This is a genomic window from Polaromonas sp. (assembly GCF_018780625.1).
In the GTDB taxonomy this organism is placed as follows: Bacteria; Pseudomonadota; Gammaproteobacteria; order Burkholderiales; family Burkholderiaceae_C; genus Polaromonas.
The window spans coordinates 1-21,643 of record NZ_JADMJK010000182.1; the positions used below are offsets into that span (position 1 = coordinate 1).

Consider the following 21,643-nt stretch of genomic DNA (forward strand, 5'->3'; position numbering starts at 1 on the left):
ATTGTTTCCCACCATCGGGCCTTTGCCCGTTACCTGACAGACGCGTGCCATGAGCGCACTCTCCGTAAAAAATTAGAAATAGGATGCTGGAATTCGACATATCCGTGCTGCACAGACCCTACGAATGCTCAGCTAAGCCATAAATTATAGCCCGAAAACAAAAATATCCAAAAACAGCGCTTGGGCTAGCGCTGAAGCGTCACCCGGGGAAATCATGGCGCCACCCTGTTACGCCCTATTCAGGTTCAGGCGCTTTGGTCCAGAAAGCGCTGGGCATCCAGTGCGGCCATGCAACCTGTGCCTGCGCTGGTGATGGCCTGGCGGTAAATGTGGTCCTGCACGTCTCCGGCAGCGAACACGCCTGCAACGCTGGTCATGGTGGCAAAGCCCTGCAGGCCGGTTTTGGTGATGATGTAGCCGTCTTTCATCTCCAGCTGGCCGGCAAAAATGTCGGTGTTGGGCTGATGGCCAATCGCGATGAAGCAGCCTTTGAGTTCGATATCCTGGGTGGTGTTGTTCTCGGTGCTGCGCAGGCGCACGCCGGTCACGCCCATTGCGTCGCCCAGCACTTCATCCAGAGTGCTATGTAGTTTGAGCTCAATCTTGCCGGCCGCCACTTTCTCGTGCAATTTGTCGATCAGGATGGGTTCGGCCTTGAATTTGTCGCGGCGGTGCACCAGGGTGACTTTGCTGGCGATATTGGACAGGTAGAGCGCCTCTTCAACCGCCGTGTTGCCGCCGCCCACCACGCAGACTTCCTGGCCCCTGTAAAAGAATCCATCGCAGGTGGCGCAACCGGAAACGCCGCGCCCCATGAAAGCGGTTTCTGATTCCAGTCCCAGGTATTTGGCAGAGGCTCCGGTGGCAATGATCAGTGCGTCGCAGGTATATGTGCCGTTGTCGCCTGTCAGCGTGAAGGGGCGCTTGCTGAAATCCACCTGGTTGATATGGTCAAAGATGATTTCGGTCTTGAAGCGCTCGGCGTGCGCCATAAAGCGCTGCATCAACTCGGGTCCCTGCACACCGTCAACGTCGGCTGGCCAGTTGTCGACGTCGGTGGTGGTCATGAGTTGGCCGCCTTGCGCAATACCGGTGATCAGTACCGGGTTCAGGTTGGCGCGCGCCGCATAGATGGCAGCGGTATAGCCTGCGGGGCCAGAACCGAGGATGAGGACTTTGGAATGTTTCATGTTGAAAGACCCGTTGGGAAAGCTTTAGAACTCGGGTAGAGTCGGAGCGCGCGCGTGCGACGAAAGGTAATACCTTGACCGCATTTCCGCGAAGTGGAAGTTATTGTAAGAACTCATGCGACTTGCCGTCGGCGCTGAGGTTTGGAGAAAGCTGATATGACGACGATGGTGTCCAACCTCGAATTGATTCGCCGCGTACCTTTATTTTCCGCGCTCACGGCCAGCCAGGCTGCGTCCGTCGCCGAAGCGGTGGTCAAGCGCCGTTTCAAACGCGGCGAGCCGATCGTCGAGCAGGGTGAGAAATCCAATGCCCTGTACATCATTCTCACGGGCCGTGCACACGTTGTTAACAGCGACGATCGAGGGCGCGAGGTCATTTTTGCGACCCTGTGCTCCGGCGACTATGTGGGCGAGATGAGCCTCATCGACGATGAACCGCATTCAGCCACGGTGCGCGCGGATATCCAGACCGACGTCCTGATGCTTGGACGGCTGGAATTTGCACGGTGCATGCCCGAGAACAGTTCCATGGCCTATGCCTTGCTCAAGGGGCTGGTGCAGCGCCTGCGCTATGCCGATCGCCAGATTGAGTCTCTGGCGCTGATGGATGTCTACGGCCGCGTCGCCCGGGCCTTGATGGAGTTTGCCAGCGATGATGGCGAAGGCAATGCGGTGATCCGCAACAAGGTGTCGCGCCAGGATCTGGCCAAGATGGTCGGCGCTTCCCGCGAGATGGTCAGCCGGGTGATGAAGGACCTTGAGGAACGCGGCTTCGTTGAAACCCGACCTGATGGGGTTATGCTGGTCAGGGAACATCTCCAGATGATGGATTGACCGCCCCCGAACCCTGCTTTTTCACCCGTCTGACCCTTCAGCCCTTCTTGCCAACTGCGGTAAGCTCTGCGCCGGTTTATGACTTACTCACTTGACACCCTGAACTCCAGAAATTCCCCCGCGACGGGCGCCCCTGTCGGCGTCAAACGTTTTACCCATGAAGTCAGCCTGATCCTGGGCCTGCTCGGCCTGATTTTCTGGCTCGCGGCCTTGCTCAGCTATTCGCCGCAAGACGCGGCCTGGTCCACCTCCGGCAGTGCCGAGGGTGCGAGCGGCGCCCAGCTGGTCGCCCGGAACTGGGGCGGTCGCCTGGGGGCCTGGCTGGCTGACGCCAGCTATTTCCTGCTCGGATTTTCTGTCTGGTGGGCATGGGTTGTGGGCAGCCAGACCTGGCTGTCGTCGGTGGCGCGCGGGCTGCGCGGCCAGCCACGGGCGCTTGAAGGATCGCCGCGCGCTCGTCGCATCAAGTTCTGGTTGGGGCTGCTGCTGCTGCTGGTCGCCAGCGCGGCGCTGGAGTGGTCGCGCCTTTACCGTTTCGAATTCAGGCTGCCTGGTCATGCGGGCGGGGTATTGGGTTATCTGGTGGGCACCCTGAGCCTCAAGTGGCTGGGTTTTGCCGGTTCCGGCCTGATCTTCATCACGCTGGGCGTTCTTGCGGTGTCCAGTGTGTTTGATTTTTCGTGGGCCCGTGTGGCCCTGGCGCTGGGCGCCCGGGTCGACAACCTGCTCGAATCACGCCGTGAAAAGCGCGAAATTGCCGAGGACCTGGCGCTTGGGAAGCTGGCTGCGCGCGAGCGTGAAGAAACCCTGACGGACGAGCGCATTGAGATTGAAGATAATCACCCGGTTCCCGTGGTGATTGAACCCACGCTGACAGGCATTCCGAAAAGCCCGCGCCTTGTCAAGGAACGGCAAAAACCGCTGTTTACCGACATGCCGGACTCCAGGCTGCCGCAGGTGAATTTGCTCGATGGTGCCCTGCTCAAGCAGGAGAGCGTCGCCTCCGAGACCCTGGAAATGACGTCCCGGCTGATCGAGAAAAAACTCAAGGACTTTGGCGTCGAAGTGCGTGTGGTCGCCGCAGCCCCTGGTCCGGTGATTACGCGCTATGAAATCGAGCCCGCCACCGGTGTCAAGGGCTCGCAGGTGGTGGGCCTGGCCAAAGACCTGGCCCGCGCCCTCAGTCTGGTGTCTATCCGCGTGATCGAGACGATTCCCGGCAAAAACTACATGGCCCTGGAATTGCCCAACGCCAAACGCCAGTCGATCCGGCTCAGCGAGATTCTGGGTTCCCAAGCCTACAACGATGCCACTTCAATGCTCACGATCGGTCTGGGCAAGGACATTGCCGGCCATGCCGTGGTGGCCGACCTGGCCAAAATGCCGCACTGCCTGGTGGCCGGCACCACCGGCTCGGGCAAGTCGGTCGGCATCAATGCCATGATTTTGAGCCTGCTTTACAAGGCCGATGCGCGCGATGTGCGGCTGCTGCTGATCGACCCCAAGATGCTGGAGATGAGCGTTTATGAAGGCATTCCGCACCTGCTGGCCCCGGTGGTGACGGATATGCGGCAGGCTGCCCATGGCCTGAACTGGTGCGTGGCCGAAATGGAAAAACGCTACAAGCTCATGAGCAAGCTGGGCGTGCGCAACCTGGCTGGCTACAACGTCAAGATCGACGAGGCCAAGGCCAGCGGCGAATTCATCTACAACCCCTTCAGTCTGACGCCCGAGCAACCCGAGCCGCTGGAGCGCCTGCCCTACATCGTGGTGGTGATTGACGAGCTGGCCGACCTGATGATGGTGGTGGGCAAGAAAATTGAAGAATTGATTGCCCGTCTGGCGCAAAAAGCCCGCGCCGCCGGCATTCACCTGGTGCTGGCCACGCAACGTCCCAGCGTCGACGTGATCACCGGCCTGATCAAGGCCAATATCCCGACGCGCCTGTCGTTCCAGGTCAGCAGCAAGATCGACAGCCGCACCATTCTGGACCAGATGGGCGCCGAGGCTTTGTTAGGCATGGGTGACATGCTTTACATGCCGAGTGGTACAGGCTTTCCAATTCGGGTGCATGGTGCGTTTGTCAGTGATGACGAAGTGCACCGGGTGGTTGCTTACCTCAAGCAGCAGGGCGCACCCAACTACATTGACGGCGTGCTGGAAGGCGGCACGGTAGAGGGCGAGGGCGGCGACATCGCGGCCGATGGCAGCGGTGGCGGCGAGAAAGACCCGATGTACGACCAGGCCGTGGAAGTGGTGCTCAAAAACCGCAGGGCCAGCATTTCGCTGGTGCAGCGCCACCTCAAGATTGGCTACAACCGTGCCGCCCGCCTGGTGGAAGAAATGGAAAACGCCGGACTGGTCAGCGCCATGAGTGGCAGCGGCCAGCGTGAAATTTTAGTGCCCGCACGGGCGGAATGAATCTGATGAAATCTTTATTGAAGCCTTTACTAAAGCCTTTGCTTGCTACTTTTTTAATAGCTGCTTGCGCTCTTTCGGCAAGGGCCGATGGCCTTGAAAGCCTGGAAACCTTTGTCAAGACCGTGAGCAGTGGCCGGGCCGACTTCACGCAGGTGGTGACGGCGCCCGCCAAGGAAGGCCAGACCGCCCGCAGCAAGAAATCCAGCGGAACCTTTGAGTTTTCCCGGCCCAACCGGTTCAAGTTCATTTACCAAAAGCCGTTCGAGCAAAGCATCGTGGCCGACGGCCAGACGCTGTGGCTGCATGATGTGGACCTGAACCAGGTCACGGCGCGCAAGCAGTCCAGCGTGCTCGGCTCCACGCCTGCCGCGCTGATTGCCGCTGCACCCGACCTGCGTGCCTTGCAGGCTGATTTCACGCTGGCCGCCGCGCCCGAAAAGGACGGCCTGCAATGGGTGGTGGCCACGCCCAAGGCCAAGGACGGCCAGTTGCAGACCGTGCGCGTCGGCTTTCGCGCCGGCCAGGCCGGTGGCAAGACCGCTGCAGCATCGACCGAGCTGGCCGCGCTGGAAATCCTCGACAGCTTTGGCCAGCGCTCGCTGCTGAGTTTCAGCAACGTGCAGGTCAACCCCAGCCTGCCGTCCAGCACCTTCCAGTTCAAGCCGCCCATGGGGGCGGATGTGATCAGGCAGTGACGATGGCTGGGCTGCTCCGGTCTGACGCTGCGTGATGGCGCAGCGCAAGGACCCCATGGCGACCCCCGCATCGCATTCACCCCTGGCCGAGCGGCTTCGTCCCCAAAACCTGGGCGAAGTCATCGGCCAGCAGCATTTGCTGGGCGAAGGCATGCCGCTGCGCATCGCGTTTGAGTCCGGCCAGCCGCACAGCTGCATTTTGTGGGGCCCGCCCGGCGTTGGGAAAACCACCATCGCCCGCCTGATGGCCAGCAGTTTTGATGCGCATTTCATCACCATTTCAGCCGTGCTGGGCGGCGTCAAGGACATTCGCGAAGCGGTCGAGCAGGCGACGATCTGGCAAGGGCAGAGCGGCAAGCGCACCATCGTGTTTGTGGATGAAGTACACCGCTTCAACAAAAGCCAGCAGGACGCTTTTTTGCCGCATGTGGAAAGCGGCCTGTTCACCTTTATTGGCGCCACCACCGAAAACCCCTCGTTCGAGGTGAATTCGGCCCTGCTGTCGCGCGCGGTAGTGTATGTGCTGCAACCGCTGTCCGACGACGATCTTAAGGAAATAATAGCCAAGGTCCTTGAGGAACGGGCGCTTCCAGCTATTGAAACCATAGCGGATGAAGCGGTCAACCGGCTGGTCGCCTATGCCGACGGCGATGCCCGGCGCCTGCTCAACACCCTCGAATCCCTCAGCGTGGCAGCGCGCAGCGAGCGCATCACGGAGGTGAACGACGCCTGGCTGCTCAAGGTGCTGGGCCAGCAACTGCGCCGTTACGACAAAGGCGGCGAGCAGTTCTACGACACCATTTCGGCGCTGCACAAATCCGTGCGCGGTTCCGACCCCGACGCTGCCCTGTACTGGTTCATGCGCATGCTCGACGGCGGTGCCGAGCCGCGCTACATGGCGCGCCGCCTGATCCGCATGGCCAGTGAAGACATCGGGCTGGCTGACCCGCGTGCGCTGCGGCTGGCGCTCGATGCGGCCGAGGTCTATGAACGCCTGGGTTCGCCCGAAGGGGAGCTGGCGCTGGCGCAGTGCGTGGTCTATCTGGCGGTGGCGCCCAAGTCCAACGCCGTCTACAAGGCTTTCAACGAGGCCAAGGCTTTCATCAAGAAGGACGGCACGCGCCCGGTGCCCCTGCATTTGCGCAACGCACCCACAAAGCTCATGAAAGAACTCGACTACGGTAAAGACTACCGCTACGCCCACGACGAGGAAGATGGTTTCGCGGCAGGCGAGAACTATTTCCCCCAAGGCATGGCGGCGCCCGGGTTTTACCGGCCGGTTAACCGCGGCCTTGAGATCAAAATTGCTGATAAGTTGATCGAACTGAAGCTGAAAAATAATAAGAAAAACTAATAGAAGAAAAATCCTGCTGATAAAGCCTGATTCCAGCCTCGGAATCAGATTTCTCTAGGGTAAACCCCGCGAAAACCGCTCCCCTGGCCCGATTCTCGCTAGTTGTGCGTGGCTACAATTCGCGAATCAGCTCGCCACGTTCGCCAGTTATCTGGCTTTGATCGGCGGGCTTTTTGTTAGCTCACGCTATTCCCCGGTGATCCCGGGGCTTGGCGGTCACCAGGCAGAGTTGGCATTTCAATCAAACCGGAGAGTGCGTTATGGAAGTATTGCTACAGCAGATCATCAACGGTCTGGTGCTGGGCAGCATGTATGCCCTGATAGCCCTGGGCTACACCATGGTCTACGGCATCATCAATTTGATTAATTTTGCCCACGGCGAGGTCTTGATGGTGGGCGCGCTCACCAGCTGGACCATCATCGGCTGGATGCTGGAGTCGATGCCGGGCACACCGGGCTGGCTGATTTTGCTCATCTCCCTGCTGATTGCCTTTGTGGTGTGCGGTGCGCTGAATTTTGCGATTGAAAAAGTCGCCTACCGGCCGCTGCGCAATTCCCCCAAGCTGGCGCCGCTGATCACCGCCATCGGCATGTCGCTGCTGCTGCAGACGCTGGCCATGATCATCTGGAAGCCCAACTACAAGCCGTATCCCACGCTGCTGCCAGCCGAGCCGCTGCAGATCGGCGGCGCCGTCATCACGGTGACGCAGATTTTCATCCTCGGTGCTACCGCGGTGTCGCTGGCGGTGCTGATGTGGCTGGTGCACTACACCAAACTGGGCCGCGCCATGCGTGCCACGGCCGAGAACCCGCGCGTGGCGGCCCTGATGGGCGTCAAGCCCGACACCGTGATTTCTGCCACCTTCATCATTGGCGCCATCCTGGCCGCGCTGGCGGGCGTGATGTATGCCTCCAACTACGGCACGGTGCAGCACACCATGGGATTTTTGCCCGGCCTCAAGGCCTTCACGGCCGCCGTATTTGGCGGCATTGGAAACCTCAGCGGGGCCGTGGTGGGCGGCATTCTGCTCGGGCTGATCGAGTCGATTGGCGCGGGCTACATCGGTCCGCTGACGGGCGGTGTGCTGGGCAGCCAGTACTCCGATATTTTTGCTTTTATTGTGCTGATTTTTGTGCTGACGCTCAGGCCTTCGGGCTTGATGGGTGAACGTGTGGCGGACCGGGCCTAGCCCCGCTGTCCACGCCGATATCAAGCAAACAAGAGAAGGAAAAATTTTGATGAAACCCAAAAAACTACTCACGTTCCTGATGGTGGCCATCGCCTTGCTGGTGCTGCCGCTGTTGCTGCAGCAAGGCGGCAACGCCTGGGTGCGCATTCTGGACATGGCGCTGCTCTACGTGCTGCTGGCGCTCGGGCTCAATATCGTGGTGGGCTATGCCGGTCTGCTGGACCTCGGTTACGTGGCTTTTTTCGCCGTCGGCGCCTACCTGGCTGCGCTGCTCGGCTCGCCCCATCTGGCCGAGGCCTTTCCGTGGATTGCCGCGAACTTTCCCAACGGGCTGCACCTGCCGATCTGGGCCATCATTCCGGTCGCGGCTGGGCTGGCCGGCCTGTTCGGCATCATGCTGGGTGCGCCCACGCTCAAGCTGCGCGGCGACTACCTGGCCATCGTCACGCTGGGTTTTGGTGAAATCATCCGGGTGTTCCTGAACAACCTGGACCGGCCCATCAACCTGACCAACGGACCCAAGGGCATCAACCAGATCGATTCCATCAAGTTTTTTGGTTTTGACCTGGGCAAGAACCATGAGTTTTTCGGTTTCGAGGTCGCGTCGGTCTCGATGTACTACTACCTGTTTCTGGCGCTGGTGATTGTGTCGGTGGTAATTTGCCACCGGCTCGAAAACTCTCGTATCGGCCGCGCCTGGATGGCCATTCGCGAAGACGAAATTGCCGCCAAGGCCATGGGCATCAACACCCGCAACATGAAGCTGCTGGCTTTCGGCATGGGCGCCACGTTTGGCGGCGTGTCGGGCGCGATGTTTGCGGCCTTCCAGGGCTTTGTGTCGCCCGAGTCGTTCAGCCTGATGGAGTCGATCATGATTGTGGCCATGGTGGTGCTGGGCGGCATCGGCCACTTGCCCGGCGTCATTCTGGGCGCGCTGCTGCTGGCCGCGCTGCCGGAAGTGCTGCGCCATGTGGCCGGGCCTTTGCAGGCCATGACCGATGGCCGGCTCGACTCGGCCATCTTGCGTCAGCTGCTGATTGCGCTGGCCATGATCACCGTCATGCTGCTGCGCCCGCGCGGTCTCTGGCCTTCGCCAGAGCACGGCAAGTCGCTCGCCAAACCTGTTAAAGCATAAGGAGACGGTATGAGCGAAACCATTCTCAATGTCTCGGGCGTTTCCAAGCGCTTTGGCGGCCTGCAGGCCCTGAGCGACGTCGGCATCAAAATCCAGCGTGGCCAGGTGTATGGCCTGATCGGCCCCAACGGCGCCGGCAAGACCACTTTCTTCAATGTGCTGACCGGGCTTTATACGCCCGACAGCGGCATCTTCGAGCTGGCCGGCAAGCCCTACAAACCCACGGCCGTGCATGAAGTGGCCAAGGCCGGCATTGCCCGGACCTTTCAGAACATCCGCCTGTTTGCCGAGATGACGGCGCTGGAGAACGTGATGGTGGGCCGCCACATCCGCACCAAGTCGGGCCTGTTGGGCGCTGTTTTCCGCACGCCGGGCTTCAAAAGGGAAGAGGCGGCCATCGCTTCGCGCGCCCAGGAACTGCTGGATTACGTGGGCATCGGCAAGTACGCCAATGCCAAGGCCCGCACGCTGAGCTACGGCGACCAGCGGCGACTCGAGATTGCCCGCGCGCTGGCCACCGACCCGCAGCTGATCGCGCTGGACGAGCCGGCCGCCGGCATGAATGCCACTGAAAAGGTCCAGTTGCGCGAACTGATAGACCAGATCCGCAAGGACAACCGCACTATCTTGTTGATTGAGCACGATGTGAAGCTGGTCATGGGTCTGTGTGACCGCGTGACCGTGCTCGACTACGGCAAGCAGATTGCGGAAGGCGCGCCCGCCGATGTACAGAAAAACGAAAAAGTGATCACCGCCTATCTGGGCACCGGTCATTGAAGGAAATCAAGAACATGGCAAACACACTGCTTAAAGTGACGGGCCTCAAAGTGGCCTACGGCGGCATCCAGGCGGTCAAGGGCGTCGACCTGGAAGTCCGCGAGGGCGAACTGGTCACGCTGATTGGCTCCAACGGCGCCGGCAAGACCACCACCATGAAAGCCATCACCGGCTCGCTGCCCATGCTGGCCGGCGACATCGAGTACCTGGGCAAAAGCATCAAGGGCCGTGGCGCCTGGGACCTGGTCCGGGAAGGCCTGGCCATGGTGCCGGAGGGCCGGGGCGTGTTCGCCCGCATGACCATCACCGAGAACCTGCAGATGGGCGCCTATGTGCGCAATGACAAGCCCGAAATCGCCGCCGACATCGAGAAGATGTTCGTGCTGTTTCCGCGCCTGCGCGAACGCAAGGACCAGCTGGCCGGCACCATGTCGGGCGGCGAGCAGCAGATGCTGGCCATGGGCCGCGCGCTGATGAGCCGGCCCAAGGTGCTGCTGCTTGACGAGCCGTCGATGGGGCTGTCGCCGATCATGGTCGACAAGATCTTCGAAGTGGTGCGCGATGTGTCGGCGCTGGGCATGACGGTGTTGCTGGTCGAGCAAAACGCCAGCCGCGCGCTCGGTATTGCGAACCGGGGCTATGTCATGGAATCGGGCAATGTCACCATGAATGGCGAAGCGAAAGACCTGCTCAATGATCCGCGCGTTCGGGCGGCGTATCTGGGCGAGTAATCTCGTAGTCTTTCAGGGCCACGGCCTTGAAGGCCCGTAGTTTCAGTCGACCCGGGCCCCCGACGCCTTCACCACTTTTTCATACTTCGCCCGTTCGCTTTTCATGAAAGCGCCAAACTGCTCGGGCGTGCTGGCCACCGGTTCGGCCAGCAGCAGGGCAAAGCGGGCCTTGACCTCGGGGGAGTTCAGGGCGGCGACAAACGCCTGGTTCAGTTTGGCGACAACGTCGCTGGGCGTTCCGGCCGGTGCCACCAGACCCCACCAGGTGTCTATTTCAAATCCCTTGAGCGTTTCTGCCAGCGCCGGAACGCCGGGCAGCGTGGCGCTGCGCTGCGTCGTCGTGACGGCCAGTGCCTTGAGCTTGCCGGCCTTGATGTTGGCCGAGGCGGTCGCCAGGTTGTCAAAGTTGAAGTCGACCTGGCCGCTCAGCAGCGCCAGTTGGGCCGGGTTGCCGCCGTTATAAGGAATGTGCAGCGCAAAGATGCCAGCCCGCGCCTTGAACATCTCGCCGGCCAGGTGGCCTGCGCTGCCGTTGCCGCCGCTGGCGTAATTGAGCTTGGCCGGGTTGGCCCTGGCGTAGCTGATCAGGTCGGCCAGCGTGTTGATGTTCAGGCGCCGCGCCGTGTCGGCGTTCATGACCAGCACGTTGGGCACCCGCACCATTTGCGTGATGGGCGCGAAATCGGTCGCCGCGTTGTAGGGCATTTTGCTGAAGAGCCACGGGTTGATGGCGTGCGTGGCCACCGCTGCAATGCCCACGGTGAGCCCGTCGGGCGCGGCCTTGGCGACCGCGTCCACGCCGATGTTGCCGCCCGCACCGGGCCGGTTTTCGATGATCACGGTGCCCAGCGTGTCCTTCACGCCTTCGGCCATCAGGCGGGCGGTCACATCGATCGGGCCGCCCGCTGCGTAGGGCACGATGAGGCGCGTGACCTTGCTGGCAGGCGCCGCGGTCTGCGCTGCGGCGGGCGATGCCAGGGTCGCCGTGAAGGCGCCCAGCACCAGCGCGCTGGCAGTGACAAGCGATGCAAGGCTGAAAATCTGGCGCGTGGCCGGTTGAGGTTTCATCATGATATTTATATGAAAAGTGCCGCTGGCGCTTTAGCAGCAAGCGTCAGCAGCTATGGTTTCAGGCGTTCTGTCGAGATTGGCCCGCGTTATGCCGCCTGGGCCTTGTCTGCTTCGGTCGTGAACGAGTCGGCAAAAAATTCTTCAGCGGGCAAGCCGGCCAGCGCGCTGTAGTCGGCTCTGGCCGACTCCACCACCACCGGCGCGCCGCAGGCATAGACCTGGTGGGCCGACAGGTCGGGCAAATCCTGCAACACCGCCTGGTGCACAAAGCCGGTGCGGCCGGCCCAGTTGTCTTCGGGCAGGGCGTTGGAGATTACCGGGATGTAGGTCAACTGGGGCATTTCGGCCACTTTGGCCAGTACCCAGTCGTTCATGTACAAATCCTGCGGGCGGCGGCCGCCCCAGTACAGCACGGCGGGGCGCGTGATGCCCTTGAACTGCATGTGCTCGATCAGTGCCTTGATGGGCGCAAAGCCAGTACCCGACGCCAGCAGCACCAGCGGCTTGTCGCTGTCTTCGCGCAGAAAGAAGCTGCCATAAGGCCCTTCAATCCGCAAAATGTCTTTTTCCTTCATGGTGCTGAACACCTGGTCGGTGAACTTGCCGCCTGGCATGTGGCGAATGTGCAGTTCGGCGCCGGGCTGCTCGGCCTGGGTATGCGGTGCGTTGGCCATGGAGTAGGCGCGGCGGTCGCCGTCGCGCAGCAAAAACTCAACATACTGGCCAGCGTGGTACTTGAACACATCGCTGGCGGGCAGCTGCAGGCGAACCACCATCACGTCATGCGAAACCTTGGCAAGGCTGCTGACGCGCACCGGCATTTTCTTGATCGGGTAAGCGCTCTCGTCGGTCACCTGGCGCGATTCGATCACCACGTCGCTGTGCGCCACGGCGCAGCAGGTCAGGATGAAGCCCTTGGCCTCTTCCTCGGGCGACAAGGCCTTGAGTTGGTGCGCGCCATGGGTCACGCTGCCTTCGAGTTTTTTGCACTTGCAGGTTCCGCAGGCGCCGTCCTTGCAGCCGTAGGGCAGGCCAATGCCCTGGCGAATGGCGGCTGCCAGCAGCGGCTCGTCGGCTTGGGCGTTGAAAGTCCGGCCACTGGGTTGCACGGTCACGTTAAAGCTCATAGTGGGTATCCTTGGAGGTCTCAATTACTCGACTGGGCTGGTTTTCCAGCATTCCCCAATTTTGCCCTCAAACCTGAACCCCCTTGGCGCGCTGCCTTCCCGTTTCCGCAGGCCGCGTGTGTTGATCGTCGGCTGCGGCGATGTGGGCTTGCGCGTAGCCAGCCACCTGCCGCCTCAAGTCAAGCTGATGGCGCTGACCTCTTCGCCCGAGCGTGCGCCCGCCCTGCGGGCGCAGCACATCACCCCCTTGCAAGGCAATCTGGATGACCCGGCGACCTTGCGCCGGCTCGCCGGGCTGGCAACCCGCGTGGTGCACCTGGCGCCGCCGCCCAGCCACAACCCGGACTGGCGCAGCGACCCGCGCACGCTGGCCCTGCTGCGGGCGCTGCGCCTGCGCAGTGCGCCGCAGTCGCTGGTCTACGGCTCGACCAGCGGCGTCTACGGCGACTGCGCAGGCGACTGGGTGCCCGAGACGCGGCGCGTCAATCCCAACACGCCGCGTTCCCAGCGCCGCGTGCATGCAGAGCGCCAAGTGCGCCTGTACGGCCGCACCAGCGGCACGCCGGTGCACATTCTGCGCATTCCCGGCATCTACGCGCCCGACCGCGAGGGCGGCACGCCGCGCGGGCGGCTGCTCAAGGGCACGCCCGTGCTGCGCCAGGAAGACGACGTCTACACCAACCACATCCATGCCGACGACCTGGCCCGGGCCTGCCTGGCGGCGCTGTGGCGCGGCAAGCCGCAGCGCATCACCCATGCCACCGACGACACGCAGTTGCTGATGGCTGACTACTTCGACCTGGCCGCCGACCTCTACCAGCTGCCGCGGCCGCCACGGCTGCCGCGCAGCACAGCGCAGGAGCAACTGCCCCTGATGCTGCTGAGCTTCATGGGGGAGTCGCGCCGCCTTGAGAACCTGCGGCTGAAAACAGAGTTGAAGCTGGTACTGCACTACCCGACGGTCGAGTCCGGCTTGCGGGCTTGAGGTGGTGTGAGTTGGTAATAGGTGTTTTCAGCGCTGGCGGGTAGATGGATTCAGTCCCGCCGCAAACCTTACAGTGCCAGTGTTTCTGAGGCGCTGATGATTTTTCTCAAGGTCCTGATCCGTTGCCATGGCTAATCTGGCAGACCAAACACCGGTATTCCTGGTGTTTGGGGGCAGTTATCCAACATGACAGGGGAAAAATATGAAACGACTTCATGGCGTCATGGCACTTTTCGTCGCGCTCGGGCTGAGTTCATGTGGCGGGGGTGGCGGCGGCTCAATGTCGACGCTGTCATTCCCCTTGAAAAGCGCCTACAGCACACTCGTGGTCAACGGATACACCAAAAACTACACGGTCTCTGGAACTTGCAGCGGAACCGCCAGCGAAACGGTGTCACCGGCCAAACCGGGCGCCATTTTTGAGGGGATACCGGGGTTTTCGGCTGCCAGCACGGTCACCATCAGTCTGACCAACTGCACGCAGGCCACGATGACCGCCACCTCAACCTTGTACTACGACGCAAACTACACGCCACTCGGTTTTAATATCGTGGGCGGTGAATATGGGGTGTACCTGACGCCGGCCGTTATTCCGGTTTCTGCGGTAATTGGGGACAGCGGCGTCATTGGCACGATCACCACCTACGCCGACAGCACCAAAACAACGCCAACCGGACGGGAGGATGTCAGCTACGTGGTCGGGCCCGACGTCGTCAACACAGCAATGGTGAATTTGATTTTCAGGATCTACGACCCTGCGGGCGTGCAGATCAGCACCGAGCAAGACCGTTACAGCATCACCATCGATGGTGTCATTACCGTGGTGTCCAAGATAATTGAGGATGTTTCCACGTTGGTCACGATTAACCTGACGCTTCAATGACCCGGCCTGCAATTTCTAAAGCTTCGGGCGCTGAGCGACTCGCTGGATAGGCACGTCGCACGTCCAGTCAGGCGTTGGCCGAAAAAATAGCTTTCCTGATCCCGCCAGCGTGTTCTGAAGAAAGTCTGCCTGTGGTGGCTGGCTCGGCGCCTAGGGCCGGACTAATGCATGGCGCATCAATCGAGCCTGTGCGCGAAGCACCGCCCATCAGCCCAAGGCGTTGACATGGCGGGCAATAAGCCAAGGCATCCTTCACCCCCGGGCCAAAATTCCGGGTACATTCAAAACTGAACTGCGCCACTGTATTTGGGCGTCATGCCAATCGACGGGCAAAAGCGGGCCTCGATTTTTGATGAATTTTGATCGATCGTGCTCATGATTTTCCTTGCCAGGCCTTTATGAAATTCATAAAAAAAACGACCCACCATAGTTTGGGTTTTTACCTGGCGATCTGGTTCTCATTTCTGTCAATACTTCTGACGTTTATTTTGCTTGTCGTGATTGACGTCACCGTCACGAAGCAGGCCAAGTCCAGCATTGGCACGAACCTGGCTGATTTGGCCTATCAGATGAGCTACCGCCTGGACCGCGCCATGTTTGAGCGCTACCGTGAAGTGCAATTAATGGCTGAGCGGATAGGGCGAGATGGCCAATCTGTCAGCGGGCCGGAAAACCGAGAGGCGCTGGATGCCCTTCAACGGACTTACCCGCATTACGCATGGATAGGTGCTACAGATAATGAGGGGAAAGTGCTGATGGCTACGGGCGGTTTACTGGAGCGCGCGGATGTTTCTGCACGACCCTGGTTTCAAAACGCGAAAAAGGGCATTCATGTGGGTGACGTGCACAAAGCCAAGCTTTTGTCCGCGTTGCTGCCGAACAATACAGGCGAGTCTTCACGGTTTGTCGACATCGCTTTTCCTTATGCAGGGACTAGCGTCCAGGCGCAAGGTGTGCTGGGTGCGCATCTCTCATGGGCATGGGCCCAGGACATTCAGCGCTCCATCATTGAGCCTGTGGACAAGGAGCGCAAGCTGGATGCGATGATTTTGTCGGCTGACAATACCGTGCTGTTGGGGCCGCCCGCCCTGCAGGGCCAGACGCTGGCACTGAGGGTTCTTCAGGACCTGAAGCAGGGCCTTCGCGGGTTTCGCACTGAACTCTTGCCGGACGGCCGTGAATACCTGGTGGGATTCAGCCAGGGGCAGGGTTATGGTTCTTACCCCGGACTGGGCTGGAAAGTGCTGGTGAGGCAGAGTCGCGAAGATGCCTATTTGCCCGTCAAGCAGCTCCAGCTGCAGGTGTTGTGGATTGGAATTGCCGTGGCGTCCTTGTTTTTGCTGCTGGGATTTGGCGCTGCACGCTTCATTACCCGGCCGCTGAAAGCCTTGTCGCGTTCGGCGCAGCAGCTGGAAGCCGGCCAACCGGCACAAATTGATGCGGTCGGTGTCCCCTATACCGAAGTGAAGAATTTGAGTGAGTCCCTCAATTCCCTGATCAGCAATCTTCAGCAAAAAGAATCGGCCTTGAAGGACCTCAATGTCACGCTGGAGAACCGGGTAGAGCAGCGGACCATTGAATTGACACAAGCACTGGAAGGTGTACGCGACAGCGAAAACCGGACCAAAACCATTATCGAGACGGCGCAGGGCGCGTTCATTGGGGTGAACTTTGAAGGCCGGATTACAGACTGGAATTCGCAGGCCCAAAAAATGCTCGGCTGGACACGTGAAGAAATGCTGGGCCAGTCACTCGTCAAGCTGGTTCCCGAGCGATTCAGGGCTGACATTGACAGCGCGATGCAGCATTTCGTCCACACTGGCACAGCAAGTTTTATCAATACCAATCTGGAGCGTCTGGTGCTGACGAAGGAGGGGAAAGAACTCCCGGTAGAAGTCAGGATTGGTTTGATCAACACCCCGAAGCTTAAGTTTTTCAGTGCTTTCCTGCATGATATTTCCGAGCGCAAGCAAGTTGAACGCATGAAAAACGAGTTCATCTCCACGGCCTCTCATGAGCTCAGGACGCCTTTAACCGCCATCTATGCCTCCCTGTCACTGGTCAACTCGGGCATGGCGGGCGAGTTACCTCCCGATGCGCAGGAGTTGCTGGGAATTTCCTTCAAGAGCGCCGAGCGCCTCGTGCGACTGGTCAACGAGGTTCTTGATGTTGAGAAAATAGATTCGCAAACCATGGATTACCGCATGGTGACTCAGGCCATGCTGCCTTTGGTTGAACAGGCCGTCAGGGCGACACAGCACTATGCCGACCAGTATGGCGTTCGGCTTGAGTTGGCTGGCGACAGTGCCGATGGCCAGGTCTCGATTGATGTCGACAGGATCATTCAGGTCGTGGTCAATTTGTTGTCCAATGCAGCCAAGTTTTCCCCTGCCGGTGGATTGGTTCGCGTCAGTCTGAAGCAGTTTTCAGCGTATCTGCGGGTGTCGGTGATCGATTCAGGAACGGGCATCCCCGAGAATTTTCGTGATCGTATCTTTCAGCGTTTTGCGCAGGCAGACTCTTCAGACCGAAGGCAAAAAGGCGGGACGGGTCTGGGCTTGAATATCTGCAAAAGCATTATCGAGGCGCATAAGGGGCGGATTGATTTTGTAAGCGAGGCTGGCAAGGGGTGCGAGTTTTATTTTGATTTGCCCATCGCAGCGCAAGGGCGGATTCAAGTCTGGCAATGAACGCATTGATTGAGTTGCGGTCACGGTAGCTTCGGTTGCTGCCCCACGCCCTTGCGTTTCATTTCGCCCCAGCTCGATTCCTGCTGCCTGGCCCAGCGGTAAAGACCCACCAGGCGCCACCAGGTATTGAGTTGCCGATACCCGAGATTTTCAATAACCACCACCAGTACCAGCATTGCCAGTTGACTGAATTTCGGGTAAATATGAAACGAGATTTCCTCCAGCAGCAAACCCGACGCTGAAAGCAAAATTCCCAGGCCGATCGCCATAAAGAGGAAAACTGTAAATGCCTGCCATGAGATCAGGCCGAACAGGTAGGCATACAGCATGAAAATATAGCCACCCAATTCCACGACAGGCCCCAGCCATTCAAAAAGGATCATGAAGGGAAATGCCACCCAGCCGGGGGGGCCCCCGTTGCGGCTGAACATCAGGCCCCAGTTGCTGCTCAGGCTTTCAGACAGCCCGCGTTGCCAACGTATGCGCTGGTTTTTGAGGGTTTTGCGGTCCTCGGGCGCTTCGGTCCAGCAAACTGGCTCGGGCACAAATGTAATTCGGTACGTTGTACCTTGCTGCCTCAGCAGCCGGTGTATGCGGACAATCAACTCCATATCTTCCCCAATGGTGTTGTTGCGGTAACCTCCCGCATCAATCACCACCTTTGTCTTGAACAGGCCAAAGGCGCCTGAAATGATCAGCATGGCATTGATCTGGGACCAGCCCAGCCGACCGAACAGGAAGGCCCTGAGGTATTCAACGACCTGAAAAAGCGCCCACATATTGGTGGGCAACCCGACTTTGGTCAAGAAGCCGTCGGTCACTTCGCAACCATTGGCAACGCGCACGGTTCCGCCGGTGGCCACCGTGTCCGGGTCATTCAGGAAGGGTTTGACGACCCGCTGCAAGCTGTCGCGCGCGAGGATGGAGTCCGCGTCCACGCCGCAAAAAAGAGGGTGGCGCGCAGCATTGATGCCTGCATTCAAAGCGTCTGCCTTGCCGCCGTTTTCCTTGTCAATGACGCGAAGATTCGGATAGGGAATGGAGCGGTAAACACACCGGATCGGCTTGGTCGCCAAACCTTGGCGCGGGGCATCCGGGAAAGGCAACAGGGAAAATTCCTGCTTGAGAACTTCCAGCGTGTTGTCCCTGGAGCCATCGTTGATCACAATGACCTCAAAGTCTGAATACGTCAACTGGAACATTGAGCGGATGGATGCGGTGATCGTCGCTTCTTCGTTATAGGCCGGCACCAGAATGCTGATGCTGGGCTCCAGGCCGCTGAAGACCTGGGGCATATCTTCCATGAGCTTGTCCTGCTTGGTTCGCTGAAGCGCAAAAATGGAAAGAAAATTAAGCGCGAGATAGCCTGCGTTGAGTAATATGAAATACGCAAATATGAACCAGGTCGTATATTCAATCATCCGGTTGTCCCATCAGTTCATCGCTTGGCGATGTTCGGCCAGGACATGGTCCATCATGTCGATAGCTAGAGCCTCAGTCGTTGCCGCACGCAAGGCCTGGAGTTGTGCATATCCATAGAACGGTATGCTGGCCAGTGACTGTGCTGCCTGGTAGCGCACCCACCATTGTTCGTCGTGCAGTAGTTTTTGCAACGAAAGTACGTCGTCGACATCGCCAAAATGGCTCAAGAATCTCGCGACTTCAACCCGTACCTGCCATTGGGGATGATCCAGGTAGGTGCGGACAACGGGAAGTAATTGACTGTCCGATGCCAAGTGCAAAGCGGCAACCAGCGTATCGGCTGATTTGCAGGTTCGAATCACGAAGAGCAGGGTGTTCAAGGGAAGCTGAAGATGAATGGCATCCGCCAGTTGCAGTGCCCTGGCCCAGTCCTGTTGATCGACCTTGTGAATGTTTTTAATGAGTTGTAGCCAGAAAGCCTTTTGGGCTTCTCCAAGAAAATTTGCAATTTGGGTGATGTCCCAGTCCCGCCGCTTGAGTAACAGCGGGAACAGCCATTGCGTGCCGAGTAGCGGGTCGATTTTAATCAGCGCCCGTGCTGCATGGATGGACGCCAGCGGGTCCGCTTCCGCAGCCTGACATTTCAACTCGTCCCAGGAAGCCTGGTCACGCAAATGACCCAGTGTCAGGATGGCAAGCAGGCGCTCAGCACGATTTCCTTTTTTAAGGAGTTTTCTGGCGGCAACATCGCAATGGAGTCTGCGTGCTACTTCATTCAGCCTGTCACTGGCCGAACCCCGTAGCGACTCTTGAAGGTAGTTCCACAGCTTGAGAAATAGAAGCTGATCCCGGGGCGCGAGTTCAGGAAGGGCTTGAAGATTTTCATCACTTACAGCTTCAATCAGCAGGGGACGCCACAAGGTGATGAACAGGGTTTCCTGGCGAACATTTTTTCTCAGCCGGAGCCTGAGATACACGATGACCAGAAACAGCGATAGCGTTAACAGGAGAGCAGCAAGACCAATCCAGGACGCGAGTTCCAGATAAGGATCAGAAAACGTATTCAGCACCAAGATGAACACTGTTTTGTTTGTAAAAACTGCCTTGCCGGTTTCTTGTCAGGGCGTAATTGATGGCCCAGTGACGGGCCAGCCTGTGATGGCCCGAGATAGCCGTCGCGCGAACATTCGCCAGCAAGACGGTGTTGGCATTCACGGAAGTCGCTTCCTGGCCGCTGCTGACGATCAACCCCACGGAGTTGGCATCGCCGTAATAGTAGGTGCCACGCAGCTCTGTGCTGCTTGCATTGATTCCCAGCGCACGGACCGGGCGCCAGGCAGCGGCTACGCTGAAAGCTGAAAAATAATGCTCCAGCCCCAGACTGGCTTGATTGACATTTGTCGTGTCATAGCGTTTAGTGCCCAGACCTGCGTGCGCCAGCCACGCAGGCGCAAATTCATACTGTATTGCAGCGTCCAGGCCATACCTGGCCAGCACCCGATGCGAGGGGCTGAGGTTGGCGCCCACGGTTGCAGTGAGCTTGTCAGACAGCGCCGTGGAATAAAACCCGCTGAATTGGCTGTCGTCCAGACCGAAGCGCCTGGTATGGGTCAAAGCCAGTTCCCTGACTTCGCGCGGACCCATCTTGTGGGTCAGGCGCAGCGACTCTGCGCGCCAATCCGGACTGTTGTTGCTCAGATGACTGGATTCGAAACTTAGTTCCGCCTGGGTTTGTGCGCCACCAGTTTCGCCGAGCGCTGATGCCGAGACGGTCAAAAATGAAATAACGACAGCCCAGTTTTTCATGACTTGCGCCCTGAAAGGCGTTTGATACGTGCCAGCAATTCAGCGGGCTGAAAGGGCTTCGTGATGTAGTCATTGGCGCCTGCATTGAGCGCCCTGACAATGTCCTGCTCTTGTGTCTTGGCCGTGAGCATGATGACTGGCGTGCTTTTCCAGGCCGCCTGTTCACGCAATATGCCGACCAGTGCAAAACCATCAAAGAAGGGAAGCATGACGTCCAGCAGCACAATATCCGGGGGAGCATTGTGCTCGATGAACTGTTTTGCCTCGCGCCCATCGCGGGCGAGGTGAACCGTGTACTTTTCCCGCCGCAACATGAACTGGAGCAGATGCGAGATGTGCTCATCATCTTCTGCCACAAGAACCGAACGGGGGGGGCTTTGAGGCAATGTCATCGCTACATCCTGAAACCAGCTACGGCTGATCTGTGGCAATGCATCGGCGGATTCAGAATGGGAGGACCGACGAAACGCCAAAAAAATAAAGAAACACTCCTTAAGTCTTTGATTTAATTTATTTAATTTAATAAAGACAAAGACTCAAGGTGAAGCTTGAAATCCTGGATACTGCAAGCAGGTGTCACAAAGAACCGGTATGGTACTGCAAAAGTAACGGGCTGAAGGCGGTTTGACCAAGCGCTTGCGTGCCCGTGGCCACAAACCCGAATCCCCGGGCGTACCTCGCTCCACGGTACGGTATCGAAGGACATCAAGCGGATTTTCAGGAAAGTGATCAGTCAGTGGCACATAAAAAAGCCGTGCCTGTTTGAACAGGAACGGCTTTTTGTATTTTGTGCGGTCCTGGTGGGCAGGACGCAAAAAATGCTTACTTGTCGCCGCCAAGCACAAACGTCACCTGCATGTTCACCTTATAGGCGCTGATGCGACCGTCTTCCACGGAAACTTTTTGCTCCTTGATCCATGCACCGCGCACGTTGGCGACGGTATCGCAAGCACGGGCAATGCCTTGGTTCACGGCATCCTCAAAACTGATTTTGCTGGTAGCGCTGACTTCAATGACTTTAGCGACGCTCATGGGAGGCCTCCTTGATGGGTTAAACGAGCCTTCATGCTAAGAGTGGCGGGCACTTTTCCATGTCGGACAGTAGCCCCCGTCGCTGTAGCCCCCGGGCGCATCCAGGAATGTGCCCCCATTTATGCCCCCAATACCCCCACGCCCCCGGAACCTGCCACGTCGTCACCGGACGCTAATGCACGACCTGAAGCGGGTTTCAGAGGGGAAAAGAAAAAAGCCGCACGTCTTTGGAACGTTGCGGCTTTATCTGTGGTGCCCGGGGCCGGAATCGAACCGGCACGCCTTTCGGCGGGGGATTTT

At 59.1% G+C, this 21,643-nt stretch carries 19 protein-coding genes; 11 read left to right on the plus strand and 8 right to left on the minus strand.

Annotated elements, in window-relative coordinates:
• Positions 1-245: 245 nt before the first annotated feature.
• Positions 246-1,190: a thioredoxin-disulfide reductase gene (gene trxB, locus IV091_RS14215; RefSeq protein WP_293469842.1), complete on the minus strand. Its 945-nt coding sequence runs from the start codon at positions 1,188-1,190 to the stop codon at positions 246-248.
• Positions 1,191-1,346: 156 nt separating this feature from the next.
• On the opposite strand from trxB, the gene IV091_RS14220 reads away from it, so the two are divergent.
• The 8 genes from IV091_RS14220 to IV091_RS14255 all read left to right on the plus strand — a co-directional run bounded on the left by IV091_RS14220 (position 1,347) and on the right by IV091_RS14255 (position 10,327).
• On the plus strand, positions 1,347-2,024 hold the full coding sequence (locus IV091_RS14220) for a Crp/Fnr family transcriptional regulator (protein WP_293469844.1): 678 nt from the start codon (positions 1,347-1,349) through the stop codon (positions 2,022-2,024).
• 78 nt (positions 2,025-2,102) lie between these two features.
• The gene (locus IV091_RS14225; protein WP_293469846.1) at positions 2,103-4,445 is read left to right on the plus strand and encodes a DNA translocase FtsK; all 2,343 of its coding nucleotides are present in this window, start codon (positions 2,103-2,105) and stop codon (positions 4,443-4,445) included.
• A 5-nt stretch (positions 4,446-4,450) separates the two neighbouring features.
• Entirely contained in the window at positions 4,451-5,140 is a 690-nt protein-coding gene (gene lolA / locus IV091_RS14230; protein WP_293469848.1) for an outer membrane lipoprotein chaperone LolA, read from the plus strand.
• 55 nt (positions 5,141-5,195) lie between these two features.
• Positions 5,196-6,494, plus strand: a complete 1,299-nt coding sequence (locus IV091_RS14235) for a replication-associated recombination protein A (RefSeq protein ID WP_293469850.1) — start codon at positions 5,196-5,198, stop codon at positions 6,492-6,494.
• Positions 6,495-6,754: 260 nt separating this feature from the next.
• Positions 6,755-7,684, plus strand: a complete 930-nt coding sequence (locus IV091_RS14240) for a branched-chain amino acid ABC transporter permease (protein ID WP_293469852.1) — start codon at positions 6,755-6,757, stop codon at positions 7,682-7,684.
• Between the two features lie 49 nt (positions 7,685-7,733).
• Entirely contained in the window at positions 7,734-8,819 is a 1,086-nt protein-coding gene (locus IV091_RS14245) for an ABC transporter ATP-binding protein (protein WP_293469853.1), read from the plus strand.
• A 9-nt stretch (positions 8,820-8,828) separates the two neighbouring features.
• Positions 8,829-9,596, plus strand: coding sequence for an ABC transporter ATP-binding protein (locus IV091_RS14250; protein ID WP_293469855.1), 768 nt, complete (start codon positions 8,829-8,831; stop codon positions 9,594-9,596).
• A 14-nt stretch (positions 9,597-9,610) separates the two neighbouring features.
• Entirely contained in the window at positions 9,611-10,327 is a 717-nt protein-coding gene (locus tag IV091_RS14255; RefSeq protein WP_293469857.1) for an ABC transporter ATP-binding protein, read from the plus strand.
• A 42-nt stretch (positions 10,328-10,369) separates the two neighbouring features.
• Here IV091_RS14255 and IV091_RS14260 read toward each other — a convergent pair whose 3' ends face one another.
• Both IV091_RS14260 and IV091_RS14265 read right to left on the minus strand, forming a co-directional pair.
• Entirely contained in the window at positions 10,370-11,398 is a 1,029-nt protein-coding gene (locus IV091_RS14260; protein WP_293469859.1) for a tripartite tricarboxylate transporter substrate binding protein, read from the minus strand.
• Between the two features lie 86 nt (positions 11,399-11,484).
• On the minus strand, positions 11,485-12,525 hold the full coding sequence (locus IV091_RS14265) for a CDP-6-deoxy-delta-3,4-glucoseen reductase (protein ID WP_293469861.1): 1,041 nt from the start codon (positions 12,523-12,525) through the stop codon (positions 11,485-11,487).
• A 61-nt stretch (positions 12,526-12,586) separates the two neighbouring features.
• Between IV091_RS14265 and IV091_RS14270 the strand changes: the two genes are divergently transcribed.
• The 3 genes from IV091_RS14270 to IV091_RS14280 all read left to right on the plus strand — a co-directional run bounded on the left by IV091_RS14270 (position 12,587) and on the right by IV091_RS14280 (position 17,083).
• Positions 12,587-13,510: an SDR family oxidoreductase gene (locus tag IV091_RS14270; RefSeq protein ID WP_293469863.1), complete on the plus strand. Its 924-nt coding sequence runs from the start codon at positions 12,587-12,589 to the stop codon at positions 13,508-13,510.
• Positions 13,511-13,712: 202 nt separating this feature from the next.
• The gene (locus tag IV091_RS14275) at positions 13,713-14,393 is read left to right on the plus strand and encodes a hypothetical protein (RefSeq protein ID WP_293469865.1); all 681 of its coding nucleotides are present in this window, start codon (positions 13,713-13,715) and stop codon (positions 14,391-14,393) included.
• A gap of 398 nt (positions 14,394-14,791) precedes the next feature.
• Positions 14,792-17,083: a sensor histidine kinase gene (locus tag IV091_RS14280; protein ID WP_293469867.1), complete on the plus strand. Its 2,292-nt coding sequence runs from the start codon at positions 14,792-14,794 to the stop codon at positions 17,081-17,083.
• 20 nt (positions 17,084-17,103) lie between these two features.
• Here the strand turns inward: IV091_RS14280 and IV091_RS14285 are convergent, their stop codons facing one another.
• From IV091_RS14285 to IV091_RS14305, 5 genes are all read right to left on the minus strand, one after another.
• A complete protein-coding gene (locus IV091_RS14285) occupies positions 17,104-18,387 on the minus strand; it encodes a glycosyltransferase family 2 protein (RefSeq protein WP_293469869.1) in 1,284 nt (427 codons plus the stop codon).
• A 129-nt stretch (positions 18,388-18,516) separates the two neighbouring features.
• Positions 18,517-19,575 (minus strand): HEAT repeat domain-containing protein, encoded by a 1,059-nt coding sequence (locus IV091_RS14290; RefSeq protein WP_293469877.1) that lies wholly within the window; start codon positions 19,573-19,575, stop codon positions 18,517-18,519.
• Positions 19,556-20,311 (minus strand): YaiO family outer membrane beta-barrel protein, encoded by a 756-nt coding sequence (locus tag IV091_RS14295; RefSeq protein ID WP_293469871.1) that lies wholly within the window; start codon positions 20,309-20,311, stop codon positions 19,556-19,558. The genes IV091_RS14290 and IV091_RS14295 overlap by 20 nt, the downstream gene beginning before the upstream one ends.
• Positions 20,308-20,703, minus strand: coding sequence for a response regulator (locus IV091_RS14300; RefSeq protein WP_293469873.1), 396 nt, complete (start codon positions 20,701-20,703; stop codon positions 20,308-20,310). Before IV091_RS14300 ends, IV091_RS14295 begins: the two co-directional genes overlap by 4 nt.
• A gap of 430 nt (positions 20,704-21,133) precedes the next feature.
• A complete protein-coding gene (locus IV091_RS14305; protein ID WP_293469875.1) occupies positions 21,134-21,343 on the minus strand; it encodes a dodecin family protein in 210 nt (69 codons plus the stop codon).
• Positions 21,344-21,643: the final 300 nt, after the last annotated feature.

What these genes read in the sequence shown, in the direction of transcription:
- lolA (WP_293469848.1), top strand. Translation starts at nt 4,451, where the DNA reads ATGAAATCTTTATTGAAGCCTTTACTAAAGCCTTTGCTTGCTACTTTT.
- IV091_RS14255 (WP_293469857.1), top strand. Translation starts at nt 9,611, where the DNA reads ATGGCAAACACACTGCTTAAAGTGACGGGCCTCAAAGTGGCCTACGGC.
- IV091_RS14295 (WP_293469871.1), bottom strand. Translation starts at nt 20,311, where the DNA reads ATGAAAAACTGGGCTGTCGTTATTTCATTTTTGACCGTCTCGGCATCA.
- IV091_RS14240 (WP_293469852.1), top strand. Translation starts at nt 6,755, where the DNA reads ATGGAAGTATTGCTACAGCAGATCATCAACGGTCTGGTGCTGGGCAGC.
- IV091_RS14260 (WP_293469859.1), bottom strand. Translation starts at nt 11,398, where the DNA reads ATGATGAAACCTCAACCGGCCACGCGCCAGATTTTCAGCCTTGCATCG.
- IV091_RS14225 (WP_293469846.1), top strand. Translation starts at nt 2,103, where the DNA reads ATGACTTACTCACTTGACACCCTGAACTCCAGAAATTCCCCCGCGACG.
- IV091_RS14300 (WP_293469873.1), bottom strand. Translation starts at nt 20,703, where the DNA reads ATGACATTGCCTCAAAGCCCCCCCCGTTCGGTTCTTGTGGCAGAAGAT.
- IV091_RS14250 (WP_293469855.1), top strand. Translation starts at nt 8,829, where the DNA reads ATGAGCGAAACCATTCTCAATGTCTCGGGCGTTTCCAAGCGCTTTGGC.
- IV091_RS14245 (WP_293469853.1), top strand. Translation starts at nt 7,734, where the DNA reads ATGAAACCCAAAAAACTACTCACGTTCCTGATGGTGGCCATCGCCTTG.
- IV091_RS14220 (WP_293469844.1), top strand. Translation starts at nt 1,347, where the DNA reads ATGACGACGATGGTGTCCAACCTCGAATTGATTCGCCGCGTACCTTTA.
- IV091_RS14285 (WP_293469869.1), bottom strand. Translation starts at nt 18,387, where the DNA reads ATGGAAGATATGCCCCAGGTCTTCAGCGGCCTGGAGCCCAGCATCAGC.
- IV091_RS14305 (WP_293469875.1), bottom strand. Translation starts at nt 21,343, where the DNA reads ATGAGCGTCGCTAAAGTCATTGAAGTCAGCGCTACCAGCAAAATCAGT.
- IV091_RS14280 (WP_293469867.1), top strand. Translation starts at nt 14,792, where the DNA reads ATGAAATTCATAAAAAAAACGACCCACCATAGTTTGGGTTTTTACCTG.
- trxB (WP_293469842.1), bottom strand. Translation starts at nt 1,190, where the DNA reads ATGAAACATTCCAAAGTCCTCATCCTCGGTTCTGGCCCCGCAGGCTAT.
- IV091_RS14265 (WP_293469861.1), bottom strand. Translation starts at nt 12,525, where the DNA reads ATGAGCTTTAACGTGACCGTGCAACCCAGTGGCCGGACTTTCAACGCC.
- IV091_RS14235 (WP_293469850.1), top strand. Translation starts at nt 5,196, where the DNA reads ATGGCGACCCCCGCATCGCATTCACCCCTGGCCGAGCGGCTTCGTCCC.
- IV091_RS14275 (WP_293469865.1), top strand. Translation starts at nt 13,713, where the DNA reads ATGAAACGACTTCATGGCGTCATGGCACTTTTCGTCGCGCTCGGGCTG.